Source organism: Flavobacterium franklandianum, assembly GCF_007097365.1.
Classification (GTDB): Bacteria; Bacteroidota; Bacteroidia; order Flavobacteriales; family Flavobacteriaceae; genus Flavobacterium; species Flavobacterium franklandianum.
The window spans coordinates 1-18,939 of record NZ_VJZR01000004.1; the positions used below are offsets into that span (position 1 = coordinate 1).

18 protein-coding genes are annotated in these 18,939 nt (G+C 33.9%); 13 read left to right on the plus strand and 5 right to left on the minus strand.

Annotated elements, in window-relative coordinates; translation table 11 throughout:
* Positions 1–451: 451 nt before the first annotated feature.
* On the minus strand, positions 452–1,492 hold the full coding sequence (locus tag FNW17_RS06445; RefSeq protein WP_144071194.1) for a LacI family DNA-binding transcriptional regulator: 1,041 nt from the start codon (positions 1,490–1,492) through the stop codon (positions 452–454).
* Positions 1,493–1,694: 202 nt separating this feature from the next.
* On the opposite strand from FNW17_RS06445, the gene FNW17_RS06450 reads away from it, so the two are divergent.
* The 4 genes from FNW17_RS06450 to FNW17_RS16640 all read left to right on the plus strand — a co-directional run bounded on the left by FNW17_RS06450 (position 1,695) and on the right by FNW17_RS16640 (position 5,722).
* A complete protein-coding gene (locus FNW17_RS06450; protein WP_143391823.1) occupies positions 1,695–2,696 on the plus strand; it encodes a GntR family transcriptional regulator in 1,002 nt (333 codons plus the stop codon).
* A gap of 3 nt (positions 2,697–2,699) precedes the next feature.
* Entirely contained in the window at positions 2,700–4,184 is a 1,485-nt protein-coding gene (locus tag FNW17_RS06455) for a xylulokinase (protein WP_144071195.1), read from the plus strand.
* A gap of 7 nt (positions 4,185–4,191) precedes the next feature.
* The gene (gene xylA / locus FNW17_RS06460; protein WP_143391825.1) at positions 4,192–5,517 is read left to right on the plus strand and encodes a xylose isomerase; all 1,326 of its coding nucleotides are present in this window, start codon (positions 4,192–4,194) and stop codon (positions 5,515–5,517) included.
* A gap of 82 nt (positions 5,518–5,599) precedes the next feature.
* On the plus strand, positions 5,600–5,722 hold the full coding sequence (locus FNW17_RS16640; RefSeq protein ID WP_262710840.1) for a hypothetical protein: 123 nt from the start codon (positions 5,600–5,602) through the stop codon (positions 5,720–5,722).
* A gap of 60 nt (positions 5,723–5,782) precedes the next feature.
* Here FNW17_RS16640 and FNW17_RS06465 read toward each other — a convergent pair whose 3' ends face one another.
* Positions 5,783–6,844, minus strand: a complete 1,062-nt coding sequence (locus FNW17_RS06465; protein ID WP_317129770.1) for a substrate-binding domain-containing protein — start codon at positions 6,842–6,844, stop codon at positions 5,783–5,785.
* A gap of 122 nt (positions 6,845–6,966) precedes the next feature.
* Here FNW17_RS06465 and FNW17_RS06470 point away from each other — a divergent pair, with 122 nt between their 5' ends.
* The 9 genes from FNW17_RS06470 to FNW17_RS06510 all read left to right on the plus strand — a co-directional run bounded on the left by FNW17_RS06470 (position 6,967) and on the right by FNW17_RS06510 (position 16,043).
* Positions 6,967–7,974 carry a sugar kinase gene (locus FNW17_RS06470; protein WP_144071196.1) on the plus strand — a complete coding sequence of 336 codons (1,008 nt, stop codon included), beginning with the start codon at positions 6,967–6,969 and terminating at the stop codon, positions 7,972–7,974.
* Between the two features lie 77 nt (positions 7,975–8,051).
* Complete coding sequence (locus tag FNW17_RS06475; protein WP_143391828.1) at positions 8,052–9,095, plus strand: sugar kinase; 1,044 nt, start codon at positions 8,052–8,054, stop codon at positions 9,093–9,095.
* A gap of 11 nt (positions 9,096–9,106) precedes the next feature.
* The gene (locus FNW17_RS06480; protein ID WP_144071197.1) at positions 9,107–9,556 is read left to right on the plus strand and encodes a YhcH/YjgK/YiaL family protein; all 450 of its coding nucleotides are present in this window, start codon (positions 9,107–9,109) and stop codon (positions 9,554–9,556) included.
* Between the two features lie 4 nt (positions 9,557–9,560).
* Positions 9,561–10,226 carry a beta/alpha barrel domain-containing protein gene (locus tag FNW17_RS06485; RefSeq protein ID WP_144071198.1) on the plus strand — a complete coding sequence of 222 codons (666 nt, stop codon included), beginning with the start codon at positions 9,561–9,563 and terminating at the stop codon, positions 10,224–10,226.
* 90 nt (positions 10,227–10,316) lie between these two features.
* Positions 10,317–11,141 carry an SDR family oxidoreductase gene (locus FNW17_RS06490; RefSeq protein WP_144071199.1) on the plus strand — a complete coding sequence of 275 codons (825 nt, stop codon included), beginning with the start codon at positions 10,317–10,319 and terminating at the stop codon, positions 11,139–11,141.
* Between the two features lie 34 nt (positions 11,142–11,175).
* Complete coding sequence (gene uxuA / locus FNW17_RS06495; RefSeq protein ID WP_143391832.1) at positions 11,176–12,336, plus strand: mannonate dehydratase; 1,161 nt, start codon at positions 11,176–11,178, stop codon at positions 12,334–12,336.
* Between the two features lie 5 nt (positions 12,337–12,341).
* Entirely contained in the window at positions 12,342–13,754 is a 1,413-nt protein-coding gene (gene uxaC / locus FNW17_RS06500) for a glucuronate isomerase (RefSeq protein ID WP_144071200.1), read from the plus strand.
* 48 nt (positions 13,755–13,802) lie between these two features.
* A complete protein-coding gene (locus tag FNW17_RS06505) occupies positions 13,803–15,248 on the plus strand; it encodes an MFS transporter (protein ID WP_143391834.1) in 1,446 nt (481 codons plus the stop codon).
* A gap of 141 nt (positions 15,249–15,389) precedes the next feature.
* Positions 15,390–16,043 carry a M15 family metallopeptidase gene (locus tag FNW17_RS06510; RefSeq protein ID WP_144071201.1) on the plus strand — a complete coding sequence of 218 codons (654 nt, stop codon included), beginning with the start codon at positions 15,390–15,392 and terminating at the stop codon, positions 16,041–16,043.
* Here FNW17_RS06510 and FNW17_RS06515 read toward each other — a convergent pair whose 3' ends face one another.
* The 3 genes from FNW17_RS06515 to FNW17_RS06525 are packed head-to-tail and all read right to left on the minus strand — an operon-like array spanning position 16,044 to position 18,888.
* A complete protein-coding gene (locus FNW17_RS06515; protein WP_144071202.1) occupies positions 16,044–16,610 on the minus strand; it encodes a hypothetical protein in 567 nt (188 codons plus the stop codon).
* Positions 16,611–16,612: 2 nt separating this feature from the next.
* Positions 16,613–17,794: a THUMP-like domain-containing protein gene (locus FNW17_RS06520; protein WP_144071203.1), complete on the minus strand. Its 1,182-nt coding sequence runs from the start codon at positions 17,792–17,794 to the stop codon at positions 16,613–16,615.
* A gap of 2 nt (positions 17,795–17,796) precedes the next feature.
* Positions 17,797–18,888, minus strand: a complete 1,092-nt coding sequence (locus FNW17_RS06525; RefSeq protein ID WP_144071204.1) for an AI-2E family transporter — start codon at positions 18,886–18,888, stop codon at positions 17,797–17,799.
* Between the last annotated feature and the right edge of the window lie 51 nt (positions 18,889–18,939).

The window sequence follows — 18,939 nt, forward strand, 5'->3', positions numbered from 1 at the left end:
ATTTTGAAGAAAAATTATTCGATAGGCTAGTAATAGCAAGCATTACAGGGTTATGACTAAAAACGGACAATCAAAAATTAAATAACTTAATATGAATAAATTTAAATTTAATTTTTTTTTCTACTTGTGTTATTGGTTTCCTGTTCAAAGGATAGTAAGCCAACTAAGCCTAATAGACCTCCAGTAGCAGAAACAGTAACACAATATTACTTTTAAAAAAAAACCACGCTTTAGGATTAAATTTCCTCAAAGGCGTGGCTGGGGGGGATATTCATAATGCACTTTTAGCGGGAATTGGATACAATTTAAAACTACGATTTAATCAAATTAAAGAGCAAATTGCTTTTGGATATTTAAAATACTCAACTTCTCTACTCAAAATAATATTCTTATTTTACCATAAATTAAAAACCAACTCTTTTAACAATTGACTAATTATAGAAAGGATTTTTTACGAAGACGTTATCTTCTTTGAAGATTCCCGAACCAATACTTCGGTATTCAGAAAAGTAATTTCTTTGACTTCGTCTTTATTTGGGAATTTGATACTTTTCAAAATAATTTCCGCTGACATTTGCCCCATTTTTGCAGCTGGATGTGTAATTGTTGATAAATTTGGATCTATAATCTCCGAAATAGGGTCGTTATTAAAACCGATCACTGCAAAATCTTCTGGAATTCTAAGACCTTTTCTTTTAGCACTTTGTATCGCACTCGCAGCCATGATGTCTCCCGAAGCAAATAAACCATCGGGTCTATTTTTTAACTCCAGTAATTTAGTACTGGCTTTTAATGCTTCGTTGTAAGTAACTGTTTTTAAATCTACCATGAGTTCCTTTTCTACAGGCAAATTGTATTTTATCAAGGCATCGATATAGCCTCTTTTTCTTTCATTATATAAATTACCAAACTCAGAACCGGCAGTAATATGAGCAATGCGTTTGCAACCTTGTTCTATAAGGTGTTTTGTTGCTTTATATCCAGCAGCATAATTGTCAATTATTACTCGAAATGTATTGAAATCTTTTGGAACCCTATCGACAAAAACTAATGGAATATTGTTATTTACAAATTGTTGAAAATGGGAAGTGTCAACTGTTTTCATCCCTATGGAACAAATAATACCACTAACTCTGCTACTATATAAAGATTTAGCCATGCTGACTTCTTCTTCATAGGAGTCATGAGATTGCATAATAATTACATTATAACCTGATTTTCGAGCAGTAATTTCTATACCGCTTATCAGTGAAGAAAGGAAGGGTTGGGTAACAGTTGGAATCAAAACTCCAATGGTATTGGTCTTATTCCCCCGCAAACCAGCGGCCAAAGTATTAGGAACATAGCCCATTTCCTCGGCCATTTTCTTAACCTTTTTTATTGTTTTTGTGCTTATTGTAGGATGATCTTTTAGAGCTCTTGAAATTGTTGAGGTTGCTAGTTTTAATTTATTAGCGAGATCATATATCGTCACGTCTTTATTTTCTTCCATATAATAAAAAATAATTAATAACAAATATACTATTTTTTATAATAGTTTTCATAAGAATTTCTCTCTGAATATGCTTCAGGAATTCAGCTCAGACTAGATGATTGTCTAACCTAAAAAAAAATGATTAAATTATTTCGAAAATAATTTTTTATATTGAAAAAATCACTAATTTAGCATACCGGAACAGAACAGTACGCAGGTTATGAATATAAAGATTTTCGCTTTTAATATTAATCACGAAAGTGACATCCCAAAGTATCAGCAATTGGTAAATTCTATCAATAATGCTATTGCTAAAAAGCTTCTTAACAAGGGAGATTTGTTGCCTTCAGTGAATAGTATTTGCAATGAAAATAAACTTTCAAGAGATACAGTTTTTAAAGCTTATTCAATTTTAAAAGACCAAAGAGTTATTGAATCGGTTCCAAATAAAGGGTATTACGTTGCTGGCGAAACTCGAAAAATACTTTTAGTTTTAGACACCTTCAAAGCATACAAAGAAGTTTTGTATCATTCTTTTGTGAATAATTTACCCGATAATATTATTACAGATGTGCAATTTCATCATTATAACATCGATAATTTCAAAACGATTATCAATAATAGTGTTGGCAAGTATTATAAATATGTCGTAATGAATTTTGATCATAAAGAAGTCGCTTCTGTTTTGACCAATATCGCTAACGATAAGCTCTTGTTGATTGACTGGAATATTCATTCGAAATCCAAGAATAATTATGTATTTCAAGATTTTGGAATTGCTTTTTATGAATCTTTGAAAGAGGCTGTTGATTTGTTTAGAAAATATGAAGCGATTCATTTTGTGTATCCAAATTTCACCAATCATCCAATAGAAACTGTTACTTTTTTTAAAAAATTTTGTAAAGAATTTGGTTTTGAATCTAAAATTATCATCAATCCAAAGGAGTTTAACATTGAAAAAAACATTGCTTATATAAGTGTAAGCGACAGAATATTAGGTTTCTTTTTAGAACAATGCCGGGAAAAAGATTTTGAACCCGGAAAAGACGTTGGATTTTTATCGTACAATGAAACTCCAATGAAAAAATTTATTTATAAAGGAATTTCGGTGGTTACAACAGATTTTAAGGAATTAGGAACCAAAGGGGCCGAATTTATTACCAAAGACGAACCGATGCAGTATTATGTGTCGACAAAATTAATATTAAGAGAATCATTATAAATTATGTATTACATTGGATTTGATATAGGTAGCTCCTCGGTAAAAGTGGCTATTGTAGAAATTGCAACCGGAAAAAGCATTGGTGTAGCACAAGAGCCAGAAACCGAAATGAGTATGCTGGCACTAAAAAACGGTTGGGCTGAACAAAAACCAGAAGATTGGTGGTTACACGCATGCAATGCTGTAGTCAAATTGAAAAAGAAATTCAATATTTCCAGAACACAAATAAAAGGAATAGGGATTTCGTATCAAATGCACGGATTGGTTTTGGTTGATGCAGCAGGACAACCTTTGCGAAAATCAATAATTTGGTGTGATAGTAGAGCCGTTGAAATAGGAAATGAGGCATTTTCTGCCATCGGTGAAAAGAAATGCAACGAACATTTGCTAAATTCTCCTGGCAACTTCACTGCTTCAAAGTTGAAATGGGTCAAAGAGAATGAGCCAGAAATTTACAATCAGATTCATAAATTTATGTTGCCAGGTGATTACATTGCCTACAAATTGTCTAATGTTATCAACACCACGATTTCAGGTTTGTCCGAAGGTATAATGTGGGATTTTAAAAATGATACTTTCGCCAATTTCTTGTTTGAGCAATATGGTATTTCGACTGAACTTGTTCCAGATATTGTAGATACTTTTTGCGTTCAATCTAAAGTAGATAAAAAAGGAGCAGAAGAAAGCGGACTTGCCGAAGGAATTCCTATATTTTATAGAGCAGGTGACCAACCTAACAATGCACTTTCGTTGAATGTTTTCAATCCAGGCGAAGTGGCTGCAACAGGCGGAACATCGGGTGTGGTTTATGCAATGACCAGTAGCTTGTCTGTCAAAGAAAGTTCGAGAGTCAATAATTTTGCCCACGTCAATTATAAAAAAGGCAATGAACCAAGAATTGGAAAATTGTTGTGCATTAATGGAGCCGGAATTCAATACCGATGGTTGCTGAATAATCTTTCGGTAAGTTCTTATGAAGAAATGAATAATCTAGCTTCGGATATTCCCGTAGGATCTGATGGGGTTTGTATGATTCCTTTTGGAAACGGAGCCGAACGAATGTTGAATAACAAAGACATTGGAACCCGATTGGTCAATGTCAATCTCAACAATCACGGCAAAGCTCATATTTGTCGCGCTGCCTTAGAAGGGATTGCTTTTTCATTTGTCTATGGAATGGAAATTATGAAATCCGATGGTATCGAAGTGAATGTAATGCGTGCTGGAAACGATAATTTATTCCGTTCCGAGATTTTTTCAAATACTGTGGCAACACTTATTGGTCACGAAATAGAGATCTACAATACCACAGGAGCCATTGGTGCAGCAAGAGCATCAGGACTTCACGAAGGCGATTTTGAAACCTTCGGAAAATATATTACTGACAATGATCACGTAATGACGTATATGCCTTTTAAAGACAAACAACCGTATTTAGAAGCGTATCAACTTTGGAAAAACGAATTAGAATTAATAATCAATAAATAAATAGAATATGGCAACTTTAGGCAATAAAGAATACTTTAAAGGTATTGGCGAAATTAAATTTGAAGGAGCAGCATCAGACAATCCTTTAGCATTCAAATATTACAATCCAGACCAAGTTGTGGCAGGAAAAACGATGCGCGAGCATTTTAAATTTGCTATCGCATATTGGCATACTTTCTGTGGGCAAGGATCCGATCCATTTGGACCAGGAACACAAAATTTTGCTTGGGATCAATCATCAGATGCAGTGCAAGCAGCTAAAGACAAAGCAGATGCAGCTTTCGAATTCATTACCAAAATGGGATTTGGATACTACTGTTTCCACGATTACGATTTAATTCGTGAAGGAGCAACCTTTGGAGAATCTGAAAAAAGAATCTTAACTATCACTGACTATTTGAAAGAAAAGCAAGCGGCTTCTGGTGTGAAATTGCTTTGGGGAACTGCCAATGCTTTTTCGAACCCTCGTTATATGAATGGTGCTGCTACCAATCCTGATTTTAACGTAGTGGCAAGAGCAGGTGGACAAGTAAAATTAGCCTTAGATGCAACGATTGCCTTAGGCGGTGAGAATTATGTTTTCTGGGGAGGACGCGAAGGATATATGTCATTGTTAAATACTGATATGGGAAGAGAATTAGACCATATGGGAGAATTTTTGAGAATGGCTCGTGATTATGCTCGTGCGCAAGGATTTAAAGGAAATTTCTTCATTGAGCCAAAACCTATGGAGCCAATGAAACATCAATATGATTTTGATTGTGCTACCGCAATTGGATTTTTACGTGCACAAGGTTTAGAGAATGATTTCAAAATGAATATCGAAGTAAACCACGCTACATTGGCACAACACACTTTCCAACACGAAATTGAAGTGGCTGCCAAAGCGGGAATGTTAGGAAGTTTAGATGCTAACCGCGGAGATTATCAAAACGGATGGGATACAGACCAATTTCCAAACAATATTCAAGAAACTACCGAAGCCATGTTGGTATTCTTGAAAGCAGGCGGTCTTCAAGGTGGTGGTGTTAATTTTGATGCTAAAATCAGAAGAAATTCTACAGATATGGAAGATGTTTTCCACGCACATATTGGCGGAGCAGATACTTTTGCAAGAGCTTTGTTGACTGCAGATAAAATCATCACTTCATCAGCTTATAACAAATTAAGAACAGAAAGATACAGCTCATTCGATTCCGGAAAAGGAAAAGAATTTGAAGAAGGAAAATTAGATTTTAAAGCTTTGTACGAAATCGCCAAAGAAAATGGTGAACTTACATTACAAAGTGGCAAACAAGAATTGTTTGAAAATATCATCAACCAATATATTTAGGACTAGTTTTAGTTTAGTTTTAGGCTTGTTTTTATTTTAAAATAAAAACAAGCCTTTCTTTTTTAACAGAAATCCATCGGTTATGGATAAAGGAATTACAATTTCTTTTAGACCTATTGAAAGGTTGCTAAAACACCCAAATACGGATATTGGTTTAGTGACTTCTTATATTGATTTTAAAAAAGAAATTTATTATAGAAGTTAAATATATTTTTTTGTCTCAATAATTCCGTTAACACAAAAAAATCAGAGTTGTTTTTATTACTTACAATTTTGTAGCTGTATAATTTTCTTGTACAATAATTTCTAGTTGCATATGGTGTAAGTCGGTAACCGTTTCCTTTAAAACCACTTTTTTGTACAAATGATTAATTCCCATATAGCCTTGTTCTTCAGGTTTTTGATGAATTAAAAAGTCGATAATACCGTCATTTAAATATTCTAGGTTTTGTTTTAATAACTCATAACCTACAACTCGAATTCCTTGTAAGTCGTTTTCTTTTATGAATTTAGCCACAATATAAACTCTCGAATTAGGTATAAATACACAGTCTATTCCACTAAACATATTTATATTTAATTGGTTTTCAATATCATATTTAATACTGATTTCAGTAAAATTAAATTTTGGGAGATTCTGTTTGTCATTGAAAAAGGCATAAAAACCTTTGATACGTTGCAAAAAAACATTTGTTCTTGAAGTGCTTTCTACATTTCGAGTGATTTTTAATATCAAAACATTACTGTCGTTTTTGATGCCATAACTAATTAATTTCCCCCCCAGATATCCACTTTGATAAGAATCTTGACCAATATAGGCTACTCCGTCAATTTCTGGAAGGTTGGAGTCAATCATGACAATTGGAGTGTTTTTCTTCTTGTATTCTTTTAAAAAAGAAACAGATTCCTCATAAAAGATTGGGGCAAATAGCAGTCCATCATAATCCATTTTTAATACTTTGGTTGCCGTTTTTTTGAAAGAAGAGATATTGTAATCAAAATAGAGGTAGTCAATAGAAATACCAAAATTAGCCAATTCTTCTGCGGCTTTTGATATACCTACAATTGGTGCTTGCCAATATTCGACATTTTTATTTTTGGGAAGAAAAACAGCAAATTTAAATTTCTTGTTGAAAGCTAAATTGCTGGCAAAAATATTTTTTTTATAGCCATACTCTTTGATAATCGTCTGAACTTTGGCGATATTTTCTTCCGTTACCTGTCCACGATTATGAATAATTCTATCTACTGTTCCTACGGAAACATTAGCAATTTTGGCTATTTTTTTTATTGTAATGATAATTCGAACTTTTAAATATTTGACAATGTAAAATTATACTTTTTTTTGTCTTTTATAATTATTTTAAATTTTCATTTAATTTTCTGTTTGACTTCTTTTTTTTTATATATTTGTACCGCTCGTGTACGCACACGAAAATTTCATCTGATATGTCAAAAAGAATTGTAACTTTTGGAGAAATATTACTTAGGCTTTCGCCACCAAGTCATTTAAGATTGACTCAGGCCACCTCATTTGATTTGTATTACGGTTGCGCCGAAGCCAATGTAGCTGCTTCGTTGGCCAAATTTGGTCTTCCTGTAAAATTTATTACTGCTGTGCCTCCAAACGAATTGGGAGAATCATCATTGAGTATGTTGCGCTCTTTTGGTGTGGAGCCTATAGCTTTTACCCAAGGCAAAAGACTTGGAATTTATTATTTTGAACAAGGTGCTTCTGAAAGACCTGGAAAAGTGGTTTACGATAGAGAAGATTCTTCATTTTCGACGCTAAGAAAAGAAATGATTGATTGGGAAACAATATTCAAGGATGCCGATTGGTTCCATTGGTCTGGAATTACTCCTTCACTTTCATTGGAATTAGCTGAATTATGTAAAGAAGCTTTAGTAGTTGCCGAAAATATGGGATTGACTATTTCTGCCGATTTAAATTACAGACCTACTTTATGGAAATATGGTAAACATGCTAATGAAATAATGCCAAATCTAGTACAACATTGCGACTTATTATTGGGAGGTATTGATGAATCAGAAAAAGTATTGGGAGTTAAAATGAATGAAGGTGAAACGGAGGAAATTGTTTTTGCCAATTGGATGAAAGCATTCCCAAAATTAAAAAACATTACTTCAACCCACAGGATGCGTGCTAATGCTTCATCGAACAGTTTGAACGCTTCTATCTGGAATGGTAAAGAATTATTGCATTCCAGAGAATACAATGTTTCGCATATTATTGATAGAATAGGGGCAGGAGATGCTTTTATGGCAGGAATTATCTACGGATTAATCACTTGGCCAGACGACCATCAAACAGCACTCGAATTTGCAGTTGCTGCGACTTGTTTGAAACATTCCATATCCGGAGATATTAATTTAGCGACTGTAAGTGAAATAAAAGCATTGATGAGTGGTTCAGGGGGCGGCAGAGTTTCGAGATGATTTTAATAATACACGTGTTCGAACACTTAAAAAAAAGTATATAACTAATTATAAATTAACAATTAACAATTAAAGTAATGACAAAAAGAGTAGTGACTTTTGGTGAGATAATGTTAAGATTAGCTCCACAAGGATTTTTAAGATTTTCACAAGCAGACAATTTTGATGTTGTATATGGAGGAGGAGAGTCTAATGTAGCTGTTTCGTTAGCTAACTATGGAATTCCAGTTGATTTTGTAACTCGTTTACCAAAAAATGATATTGGAGAATGTGCTATGATGGAAATGCGTAAAAGAGGCGTTGGAGTGGATAATATTGTTTGGGGTGGAGATCGTTTAGGAATTTATTTTCTTGAAACAGGTGCCGTAAGCAGAGGGAGTAAAGTGGTTTATGATAGAGCACACTCATCAATGTCTGAAATCCAGCCAGGGATGATCAATTGGGAAAAAGTTTTTGAAGGGGTCGAATGGTTTCACTGGACTGGTATTACTCCGGCTATTTCTCAAAGTTCTGCCGATGCTTGTTTAGAAGCTGTCAAAATTGCCAGTAAATTAGGCATTACTATCTCAACGGATTTGAATTATCGTGCTAAGTTATGGAAATACGGTGGAGATCGTGAAGCTATTATGACCGAGTTAACTTCGTATTGCGATGTGATTTTAGGAAATGAAGAAGATGCTGAAATGCACTTCGGAATTAAACCTGAAGGAGCTGCAGTTCAAACTCATGGACATGATGTAAAAGCAGAAGCCTTCTTGTCAGTTTGTCAACAAATGATGGAAAAATTCCCAAGGGCTAAAAAAGTAATTACTACTTTAAGAGGTTCTATTTCTGCGTCTCACAATACTTGGGCTGGCGTTTTATACGATGGAAAAAAAATGTTACAAACTCGTCAATATCAAATTACTGATATCGTTGATAGAGTAGGTGGTGGAGATTCCTTTATGGGAGGTTTAATCTACGGATTATTAACTTATCCTGATGATGATCAAAACGCATTGGATTTTGCTGTTGCAGCTTCTTGCTTGAAACACACAATCAAAGGTGATGCTAACTTAGTTACGGTTGAGGAAGTTTCTAAATTGATGGGTGGTGATGCATCCGGTAGAGTTGCACGTTAATTTAGATAATTATGATTATAGATACATTAGCCAACGCTCCTAAATATATTGGTTTAAATCCATTATTTGCAAAAGCATTTGACTTTATCAATAAAAACGATTTAGCTACTCTTCCTGATGGTGTTTCTGAAATATCTGAAGGTCTTAAACTAATCGTCAATACGGCTAACGGAAAAACCGCAGAAGCAAGTTTAGCAAAATTTGAATGTCACGATAAAAATATCGACATCCAGTTTTGCGTAAAAGGATTAGAAACAATTGCTTGGAAACCAAGAGAAAAATGCGTTCAACCAAACGGAACGTATAATCCCGAAAAAGACGTACGTTTTTTTAGTGATGCTCCAGATATGTCTTTCCAATTGACAGATGGCCAATTTGCCATATTTTACCCAGAAGATGTTCACGCTCCAATGATTGGGGAAGGTGAAATCAAAAAATTAGTGTTTAAAGTTAAAATTTAATAAAATGAGTAATATTCAAAAAGTAACTGACGCAATTGTTGCTCAAGGGATGCTTCCTTTGTACTTTAATGCTGATGAAAATGTAACTATAGAAGTTTTGAGAGCGATTTACAAAGCTGGAATTAAAGCTGTAGAATATACAAGTCGTGGAGAAACCGCTTTGAGCAACTTTACCAAAATGGTGGAAGTGAGAAATGCTGAAATGCCCGATTTATTATTAGGCATTGGAACTATTAAAAATCTACAACAAGCAGAAGAATATCTAAATGTGGGTGCTGATTTTTTTATCAGTCCAGGTTTTGTTCCTGAAGTAGCCGCTTTTTTAATTCCAAAAGATATTTTGTATAGTCCAGGTTGTATGACTCCAACTGAAATTATTGCTGCCGAAAATGCAGGAGTGAAATTTATTAAACTTTTTCCTGGAAATATGCTAGGACCAGATTTCTTGAGTGGTATCAAAGATATTTTTCCAAAATTATTGTTTATGCCTACAGGTGGTGTTGACACAACTAGAGGAAACATCGAAGGTTGGTTCAAAGCTGGAGTTTCTGCGGTAGGAATGGGAAGCAAACTCATCAGTAAACAATTGATGGCGGATAAGGATTACGCAACCATTGAATCAGAAACTAAAGCCGTTTTGAATTTAATTCAATCCATAAAAAATAAATAGATGAAACGCCTTTGACGGAAGTTATTCCAACACGCAGGAACATAATTACAGGCGGTCCATCTTCCATTAAAAAACAAATAAAAAATTCAGATGAAAACAGTAGTTATAACAGGGGCAGGAGGAGTTTTGTGTGGTACATTGGCCAAAGCATTGGCTAAACAAGGCTACCAAATAGCCCTTTTGGACTTAAAAAAAGAAGCTGCAGATAAAATTGCCAACGAAATTAATGCAGCTGGAGGAAAAGCAATTGGTGTAGCCGCAAATGTATTGGAAAAGGAATCATTGGAAGCAGCCAAAAAAGAAGTCAATGAGAAATTGGGTAGCTGCGATATTTTGGTGAACGGAGCAGGAGGAAATCATCCCTTGGGAACCACATCAAATCCATTTCTGATGGAGGTGGACTTGCAAAATACAACTGAAGGTTTCAAAACATTTTTTGATTTAGATGCCGAAGGGATAAAATTCGTTTTCAATTTAAACTTCATTGGTACTTTATTGCCAACTCAAGTTTTTTCAAAAGATATGATAGGTAAAAAAGGCTGTAGCATTTTGAATATTTCTTCGATGAATGCCTTTACACCTTTGACAAAAATACCAGCATACAGTGGCGCAAAAGCTGCGGTCTCTAACTTTACACAATGGCTTGCAGTACATTTTTCTAAAGTAGGGATTCGTGTGAATGCTTTGGCTCCAGGATTTTTCTTGACAGATCAAAACCGTGCTTTATTGACAACCGAAAACGGTGAATTGACAGCCAGAGGAAATACCATCATTGGGCAAACACCTATGGGAAGATTTGGAGAACCTGAGGATTTAATCAGCACTACTCTTTATTTATGCGATGACGCATCTTCTTTTGTAACTGGTGTAGTTATTCCTATCGATGGAGGTTTTAGCGCGTTTAGCGGAGTTTAATATATAGAACTTAAAACATTAAATACCTAAAGTTATGGAACAAACATGGAGATGGTACGGACCCAATGATCCCGTAAAGTTATCTGACGCTAAACAAGCCGGAGCCACCGGAATTGTGACTGCGCTACACCATATTAAAAATGGTCAAGTGTGGGAAGTTGACGAGATAATGAAGCGAAAAAATGAAGTGGAAGCGGCTGGATTGACTCTTTCGGTTGTCGAAAGTATTCCAGTACACGAGGATATCAAAAAGCAAACAGGAGATTATTTGACATATATTGAAAACTACAAGCAAAGTATCAAAAACTTGGCAACTTGCGGTATCAATATTGTTTGCTATAACTTCATGCCTGTTTTAGATTGGTCCAGAACCGATTTGTCATTTGAAATGCCGGATGGTTCTAAAGCATTGCGTTTTGACGTGAATGAATTTGCTGCTTTTGAATTGTTTATTCTAAAAAGACCTGGAGCAGAAAACACTTATACTGAAGCGCAAAAAGCGAAAGCAAAAGCCACTTTCGAAAAGTTGACCGATGCCGAAAAAATAAAATTGCAACAAAACATTATAGCGGGTTTACCAGGTGCAGAAGAATCATATACTGTTGAAGATTTCTTAAAAGTACTTCAAGGATACGACGGAATTAATGCCAATAAATTGAAAGAAAATTTATACTATTTCTTGCGAGAAATTATTCCAGTAGCTCAGAGTGTTGGCGTTTTGATGGCGATTCACCCAGATGATCCTCCTTATCCAATTTTAGGTTTGCCAAGAGTGGTAAGCACTGAAGCTGATTTGATACAATTATTAAATGCAATTGATTCTCCATCCAACGGATTTTGTATGTGTACAGGTTCTTACGGAGTAATTGCCGAAAATGATTTGCCAGGCATTGTTGATCGTCACGGAGATAAAATGAATTTTATTCATTTAAGAAGTACCCAACGCGATGAAGAAGGAAATTTCTATGAAGCCAATCATCTTGAAGGCGATGTAGATATGTATGAAGTGATTAAATCTATTATAAAAAAGCAAAGAGAAACGAAAAGAATCATCCCAATGCGTCCCGATCACGGTCACCAAATGTTGGACGATTTGAACAAAAAAACCAATCCGGGATATTCAGGAATTGGTCGTTTAAGAGGTTTGGCTGAATTGAGAGGTTTGGAAATGGGAATAGAAAAAAGTTTATTTTAAAAAAGATGTCTGAAAATATATTTATTACGGATGATTTTTTGCTTCATAGTGAAGCTGCAAGAACGCTTTATCATGATTTTGCAAAAAAGCAACCTATTTTTGATTACCATTGCCATTTGTCTCCAAAAGACATTGCTGAAGACCGCCAATTTGAGAATTTATACCAAATTTGGATAGTTGGTGACCATTATAAATATCGGGCTATGCGCGCCAATGGTGTGAACGAAAAATTCATCACAGGAGATGCTAGCGATTATGTAAAATTTTTGAAATGGGCAGAAACAGTTCCTAATACATTGAGGAACCCTTTGTACCATTGGACTCATCTAGAACTCAAGAACTATTTTGGGATAACCACTTTATTGAATTCAGATTCTGCCGAATCGATTTACAATCAATGTTCTGAGTTATTAAAAAAACGGGAATATAGTGTGCGAAATATTCTAAGGAAAATGAATGTAAAAGTGGTAGGAACAACAGATGATCCAACAGATGATTTGGCTTATCATAAACAACTTCAAGAAGAAAACTTTGAAATTAAGGTTTTACCTTCTTTCCGACCAGACAAAGCTACCGAAATTGAAAAAGGTCAAGCATTTGTTGATTGGATTCAAAAACTGGAAATAGTTGTAGGGTTTCCTATTATTAATTTTGAAACACTTATCAAAGCATTAAAAGAGCGTCATACTTACTTTCATGAAGTGGGTTGTCGTATTTCGGATCACGGACACACTACTTTTTACGGGAAGGATTATACTTTAACCCAAGTTAATGTAATTTTTAGAAAAGGGTTGAAAGGAGAAAAGGTTTCTTCATTTGAGATGAATAAATACAAATCAGCAGTTTTACATGAATTGGCTTTGATGAACAAAGAAAAATCTTGGACACAGCAATTTCATGTGGGAGCTATCCGAAACAATAATGTCAAAATGTTACACAGTATTGGTCCTGACCAAGGATATGATTCTATTGGCGATTTGAATATGGCTGATAGTATGAGTAAATTTTTCGGCAAGTTGAGTGAATGTGATGGATTGGCAAATACAATTGTCTATAATTTAAATCCTAGAGATAGCGAAATGTTTGCTTCTATGGCTAATAATTTCAATGATGGACTTGTCGCGGGAAAAATGCAATATGGTGCAGCTTGGTGGTTTTTAGACCAAAAAGACGGTATGGAAAAGCAATTGAACATACTTTCAAATTTTGGTTTATTGAGTAAATTTGTTGGAATGGTAACTGATTCTAGAAGTTTTCTATCTTTTCCACGTCACGAATATTTTAGACGTATCTTGTGCAATGTTCTCGGCGAAGAAATTCAAAAAGGGGAATTGCCGGATGATATGAACCTTATAGGAAATATGGTGGAAGGCATTTGTTACAAGAATGCCAAAAGCTATTTTAAAATAAATATTTAATTAAAATTCAACAAAAAATATTTTTAACTAATCAAAAAAACCAAATCAATGATTAAATCAACCGAAAAAATTGGAAATTACAGATGGACTATTTGTGGTTTACTCTTCTTTGCCACGACAATCAATTATTTAGATAGGCAAGTACTATCTTTAACTTGGAGCGATTTTATTGCCCCTGAATTCCATTGGACTAACAATGATTATGGAAATATTACGGCTTTATTTTCTATATTTTATGCGGTTTCTTTATTATTTGCAGGGAAATTTGTAGATTGGTTGGATACCAAAAAAGGATTTCTTTGGGCTATTGGAGTATGGTCTGTAGGAGCTTGTTTACACGCTTTTTGTGGAATTGCAACCGCTGGTATAATAACTGGTGATTGGTTTGTTGGTTTTGAAGGAGCAAAAGAAGCTCTTAGTACGGTAAAAGATACCGGATTAATTATTAACGTGAGTGTTACTTTATTTATTTTTGCGCGTTTTGTTTTAGCAGTGGGTGAGGCAGGAAATTTCCCTGCCGCAATTAAAACAACTGCAGAATATTTTCCTAAAAAGGATAGGGCATTTTCTACAAGTATCTTCAATGCAGGCGCTACTGTTGGAGCACTGGCTGCCCCAATATCTATTCCGTTTATTGCTAAAGCTTTTGGATGGGAGATGGCATTTATTATTATTGGTGCGTTAGGTTTTATATGGATGGGCTTTTGGGTATTTATGTATGACAAGCCTGAAAATCATAAAAGAGTTAGTGCCGCTGAACTAGAATATATCCAGCAAGACGATGTTGCCGACAGTAAATTAGTAGGTTATGTGCCAGAAACTACTACTAAAGTAACTTTTAGAGATTGTTTTAGATACAAACAAACGTGGGCTTTTGCTTTTGGCAAGTTTATGACAGATGGTGTTTGGTGGTTTTTCTTGTTTTGGACACCTGCTTATTTAAGCTCAGTTTACGGAATGGATTCTACAGAGGCTGCTTTTCCTTTATTTGTTCTTTATATGATTACCTTACTTTCTATCATTGGAGGCTGGTTGCCCACTTATTTTGTTGAAAAGAAAGGAATGAATCCGTATGAGGGAAGAATGAGATCGATGTTGATTTTTGCTTTTTTCCCATTGCTGGCATTGGTGGCACAACCCTTAGGGCATATCAGCTATTGGTTACCCGTAATTATTATTGGAATAGCAGGAGCAGCTCATCAAGCTTGGTCAGCAAATATTTTCACTACGGTTGGAGATATGTTTCCTAAAAAAGCTATTGCTACAATCACTGGAATTGGGGGTTTAGCTGGGGGTTTAGGCGCTACAATTATCAACAAAGGCTCTGGATTGTTGTTTGATTACACCAAAGAAACAAATATGGCATTTATGGGCTTTGAAGGTATTGAAGCAGGATATTTTATTATTTTCTCCATTTGTTCCGTTTGTTACTTAATAGGTTGGATTGTAATGAAATCATTAGTGCCTAAATACAGTCCTATTACAGATTTGTAATTTTATTTATTTTTTTATTAATCATAACCCCGAAGTACTACTTTGGGGTTATTTTTTTAATACTAAATTGATTCTAACTTTAAACATTTAATCCAGTAAAACAAGATAGATTTTTTCTATTTTTATCCAAAATAAAAAGTTATGACTTTCCATATCAAATCCGTTTTTCTTTTTTGTGCGATTCTGAGATTGTTTTCCTGCAAATCGCAAACAGTAACTACCGATGAGAAAAAGGAGGCAATCGTAAATGACACCACATTTGTGAATTTAAAAGATTACAGCAAAGATTTTGTGTATGATATGAAATACGCCAGTTCAGATAATTTTTTAAAGGCGAAAGTGTATGATTGCGCCGAATGTTTTTTGCGTTTAAAAACCGTAAAAGCAATGCTAAATGCCAATTCCGAATTTATGAAAAAAGGCTACAAAATCAAGATATTCGATTGTTATCGCCCTTTGGATATTCAAAAAAGAATGTGGAAAATTGTTCCAAATCCCGAGTATGTAGCAAATCCGAGCAAAGGTTCTATTCATAATCGAGGAGGAGCTGTCGATATAACTTTAGTAGATACTAAAGGAGTAACGCTCGATATGGGAACAACTTTCGACTTTTTTGGTATTGAAGCGGGGCATAATTATCAAAATCTTTCGCAAGAAATAAAATCTAATAGAGAATTATTGAAATCCATAATGATTGTAAATGGTTTTAACTCATTAGATTCGGAATGGTGGCATTATAATTTGAAATCGGCATTAAATGATAAAGTTTCTAATGCCAAATGGAAGTGTGATTAATTACTCAACGCAATGCAAAAAGTTGATAAAATAATTTTCAGGTTGGTAAACTTGGTTGTCCATTTCAGCGGTAAATTCTTTTCGGACAACATAATCATCTAAATCGGTCAAATATTTAATTCGCATTAAATTGGCAGGAGAACTTTTCAAATCTTCGAAAGAACCTTTTAAAAACATAAAATTTCCAACAAGAATTCTGTTGTCGAATCCCTCGTTATCTCTGATCATTGTGCCACAATTTTCTTGGTCGATGTGGATTAAGGTTATGATTTTTCCGTTATTCAATTGAAAAAATAATTTTGAATTTTTGTCAAAACAATTCGCTTTTATAAAGTCTTTACTTTTTTGAATAAACTGAACATTCAAAGTAGGAGTTCCATCAGTCAAAGCTAAAGAAAGGAAGATGTAATTTTTGTTTCCAGCAAAATTTTTCTCATAAATCATATATTCTTTGGTCAATTTATAGGTTCCAATAGAATCAGTAATATTTGTACTGTATTCACATGTTTTTTGGGCAAATAAATTGCTGCTTATCAAGAAGAAAAAGGCTAAAGCTACTTGTTTCATTTTTATTTAATTTTTTTGCAAATTAAAACTATTTTATTGTCATTTTCATCAGTTGTAAAGAAACAATATTGTTTTCCACCTTCTTTTATTTTCCATTTTTTGCGAATGCTATCTACCGTTTCTGGAAAATTTCGGGTGGTGATATTGAATTGTTTTCCTTCTAGAAAAATTTTCATCTCTTTTTTGTGATATTCAATGGTATTATCAATTTCGAAAATTCTTCCAGGAAAGGCGATAATTTCAGAATTAGTATATAAATGCGAATGTTTATGGAGTTTTTTGAGTTTATAAAATATGCCAATTTCATCAAATCCGCCTGATTTCATTATCGCACTGTTGGGTTCATATAAATAATTCGCTGGCAAACCATATTCAGGATTTTCGGAATTTTCATTGAATACAAACTCGAAAGTATCTCTTTTTTCCTTGACTATGTTAATAGTTTTCAGGATTGTTTTTCCAAAATAATTTTTGTGTAATTCCCATAATAATTCCTTGACTTCATTTTCTAGAGCTATAATATGTATCGATTTTACGTTTTTTAGTTCGGATAATCCAGCCGAAATATCGAGGAGAGGTGCTGTTTTTATTAGAATTCTATCCGAAGAATTAAATAAAAAATCGAGATGTTCAGGAACATTGGGCAAACAATCTTTGAGCATAAAAACTTTGCCTTTGGCATCACTTCTTCTGGAAGGGTCAATGTAAATCCAATCGTATTCAGCCTTTAATTGCGACAAAATCTCTAAGCTATCTCCTGAAAGACATCTTATGTTTTTTACATTGAGTTGCTCGAAATTGTGTTTAACGATATTGGAAAGTTCAGGGTTTATTTCGCAATGAGTTACCTTGTTTATTTTTTTTGCAAAATAAAAATCGTCAACACCAAAACCTCCAGTTAAATCAATGAGACTTTCGCCAGAAACAATTTCGGATTTATAGGAAGCAGTTTTTTCGGATGAGGTTTGTTCAACAGAAATTTTGCTGGGATAAATGATGTTTTTGGTAGCAAACCAATGGGGTAATTTCTCTTTCGATTTGGTTTTAGCCTCAATTTGATTTAAAATAGAAACCCACTCCATTACAGGAAATGGATTTTTTTGCAAAGCCAATTTAGTAATAGTTTTATCAATAGACGAATTGATAAATTCTTGAATTTCAGAATTCAATAGCTTTAAATCCAAAATCAAATGTTTTTAGTAAGTAGCTGAATTACTTTGTTTTCTGGAAAAAATTCTTTCCCAATTACTTTCATAATAGTGTATAACGGTACAGCGATAATCATTCCTAAAATACCGGATAGAAACCCAGCAATCAGGATAACTAGGAAGATTTCGAGAGGATGTGAACTAACACTTTTGGAAAAAATTAGAGGTTGTGATAAGTTGTTGTCAATCACTTGAACAATCCAAAAGCCTATTAAAACATAGATTGTAGTGGGTAAAATTACGGTTTGAAAATCAGAGCCTAAATTGCTCAACATTGTCAAAATAGCTGCTAAAATCGATGCTATTAACGGTCCAATGTAAGGTACAATATTCAAAACAGCACATAAAAAGGCAATTATTAATAGATTGGGAATGCCAAAAATAGATAACACAATTACATATAAAATAAAAACTATAAATAATTGAAGCAATAATCCAATGAAATAGCGAGAAAGTAAATAATTTATTTTGTGAACCGAATTCAATATTTGTTCTTCGTGTGTGTCAGGAATCAATTTTTTTGCTCCAACAATGAAAAGTAATCGGTCTTTAAGAAAGAAAAAAGTAATAAATAAAACGGAGGCTAATCCCATACCAAAACTTCCAATTGTACCTAATACGCTATTTAAAAAATTGGGAATAAAATTGAAATTTAATTTAGAAGTCACATTGGCTTCTTTAAGCATTTCTTCAGAATCAATATTATGACTTTCTAGAAAAGTGATCGCTTGGTCTGATAATTCGGTTATGTTTTCTTCAATTTCAGCTGATTTAAGTAATGATAAATTTTGTCCTTGTGCAGAAATCAAAGGAATAAACATCAGTACAAAGCCAGCAATGAAAAGGATAAAAATGGAAAGTGTAGCAATTGTTGCCAAGGTGTGTTTGAATTTTAATCTTCTTTTGAAGAAATCAAGAATTGGATTTCCTATTAAAGTAAGTATCAAAGCCACTACGAGATAGATTATAACCGATTGAATTAGATAAATAAAAGATATGGATATTGTGGTTAAAACTATAAAGCCTATGGCTCTTAAAATTCCGTTTCCAATAATTTTTGATGTAATCATTTTTGATTTTTTTGAGGTTAAAGATAAAAAAAAACTCGCTAACAAGTAGCG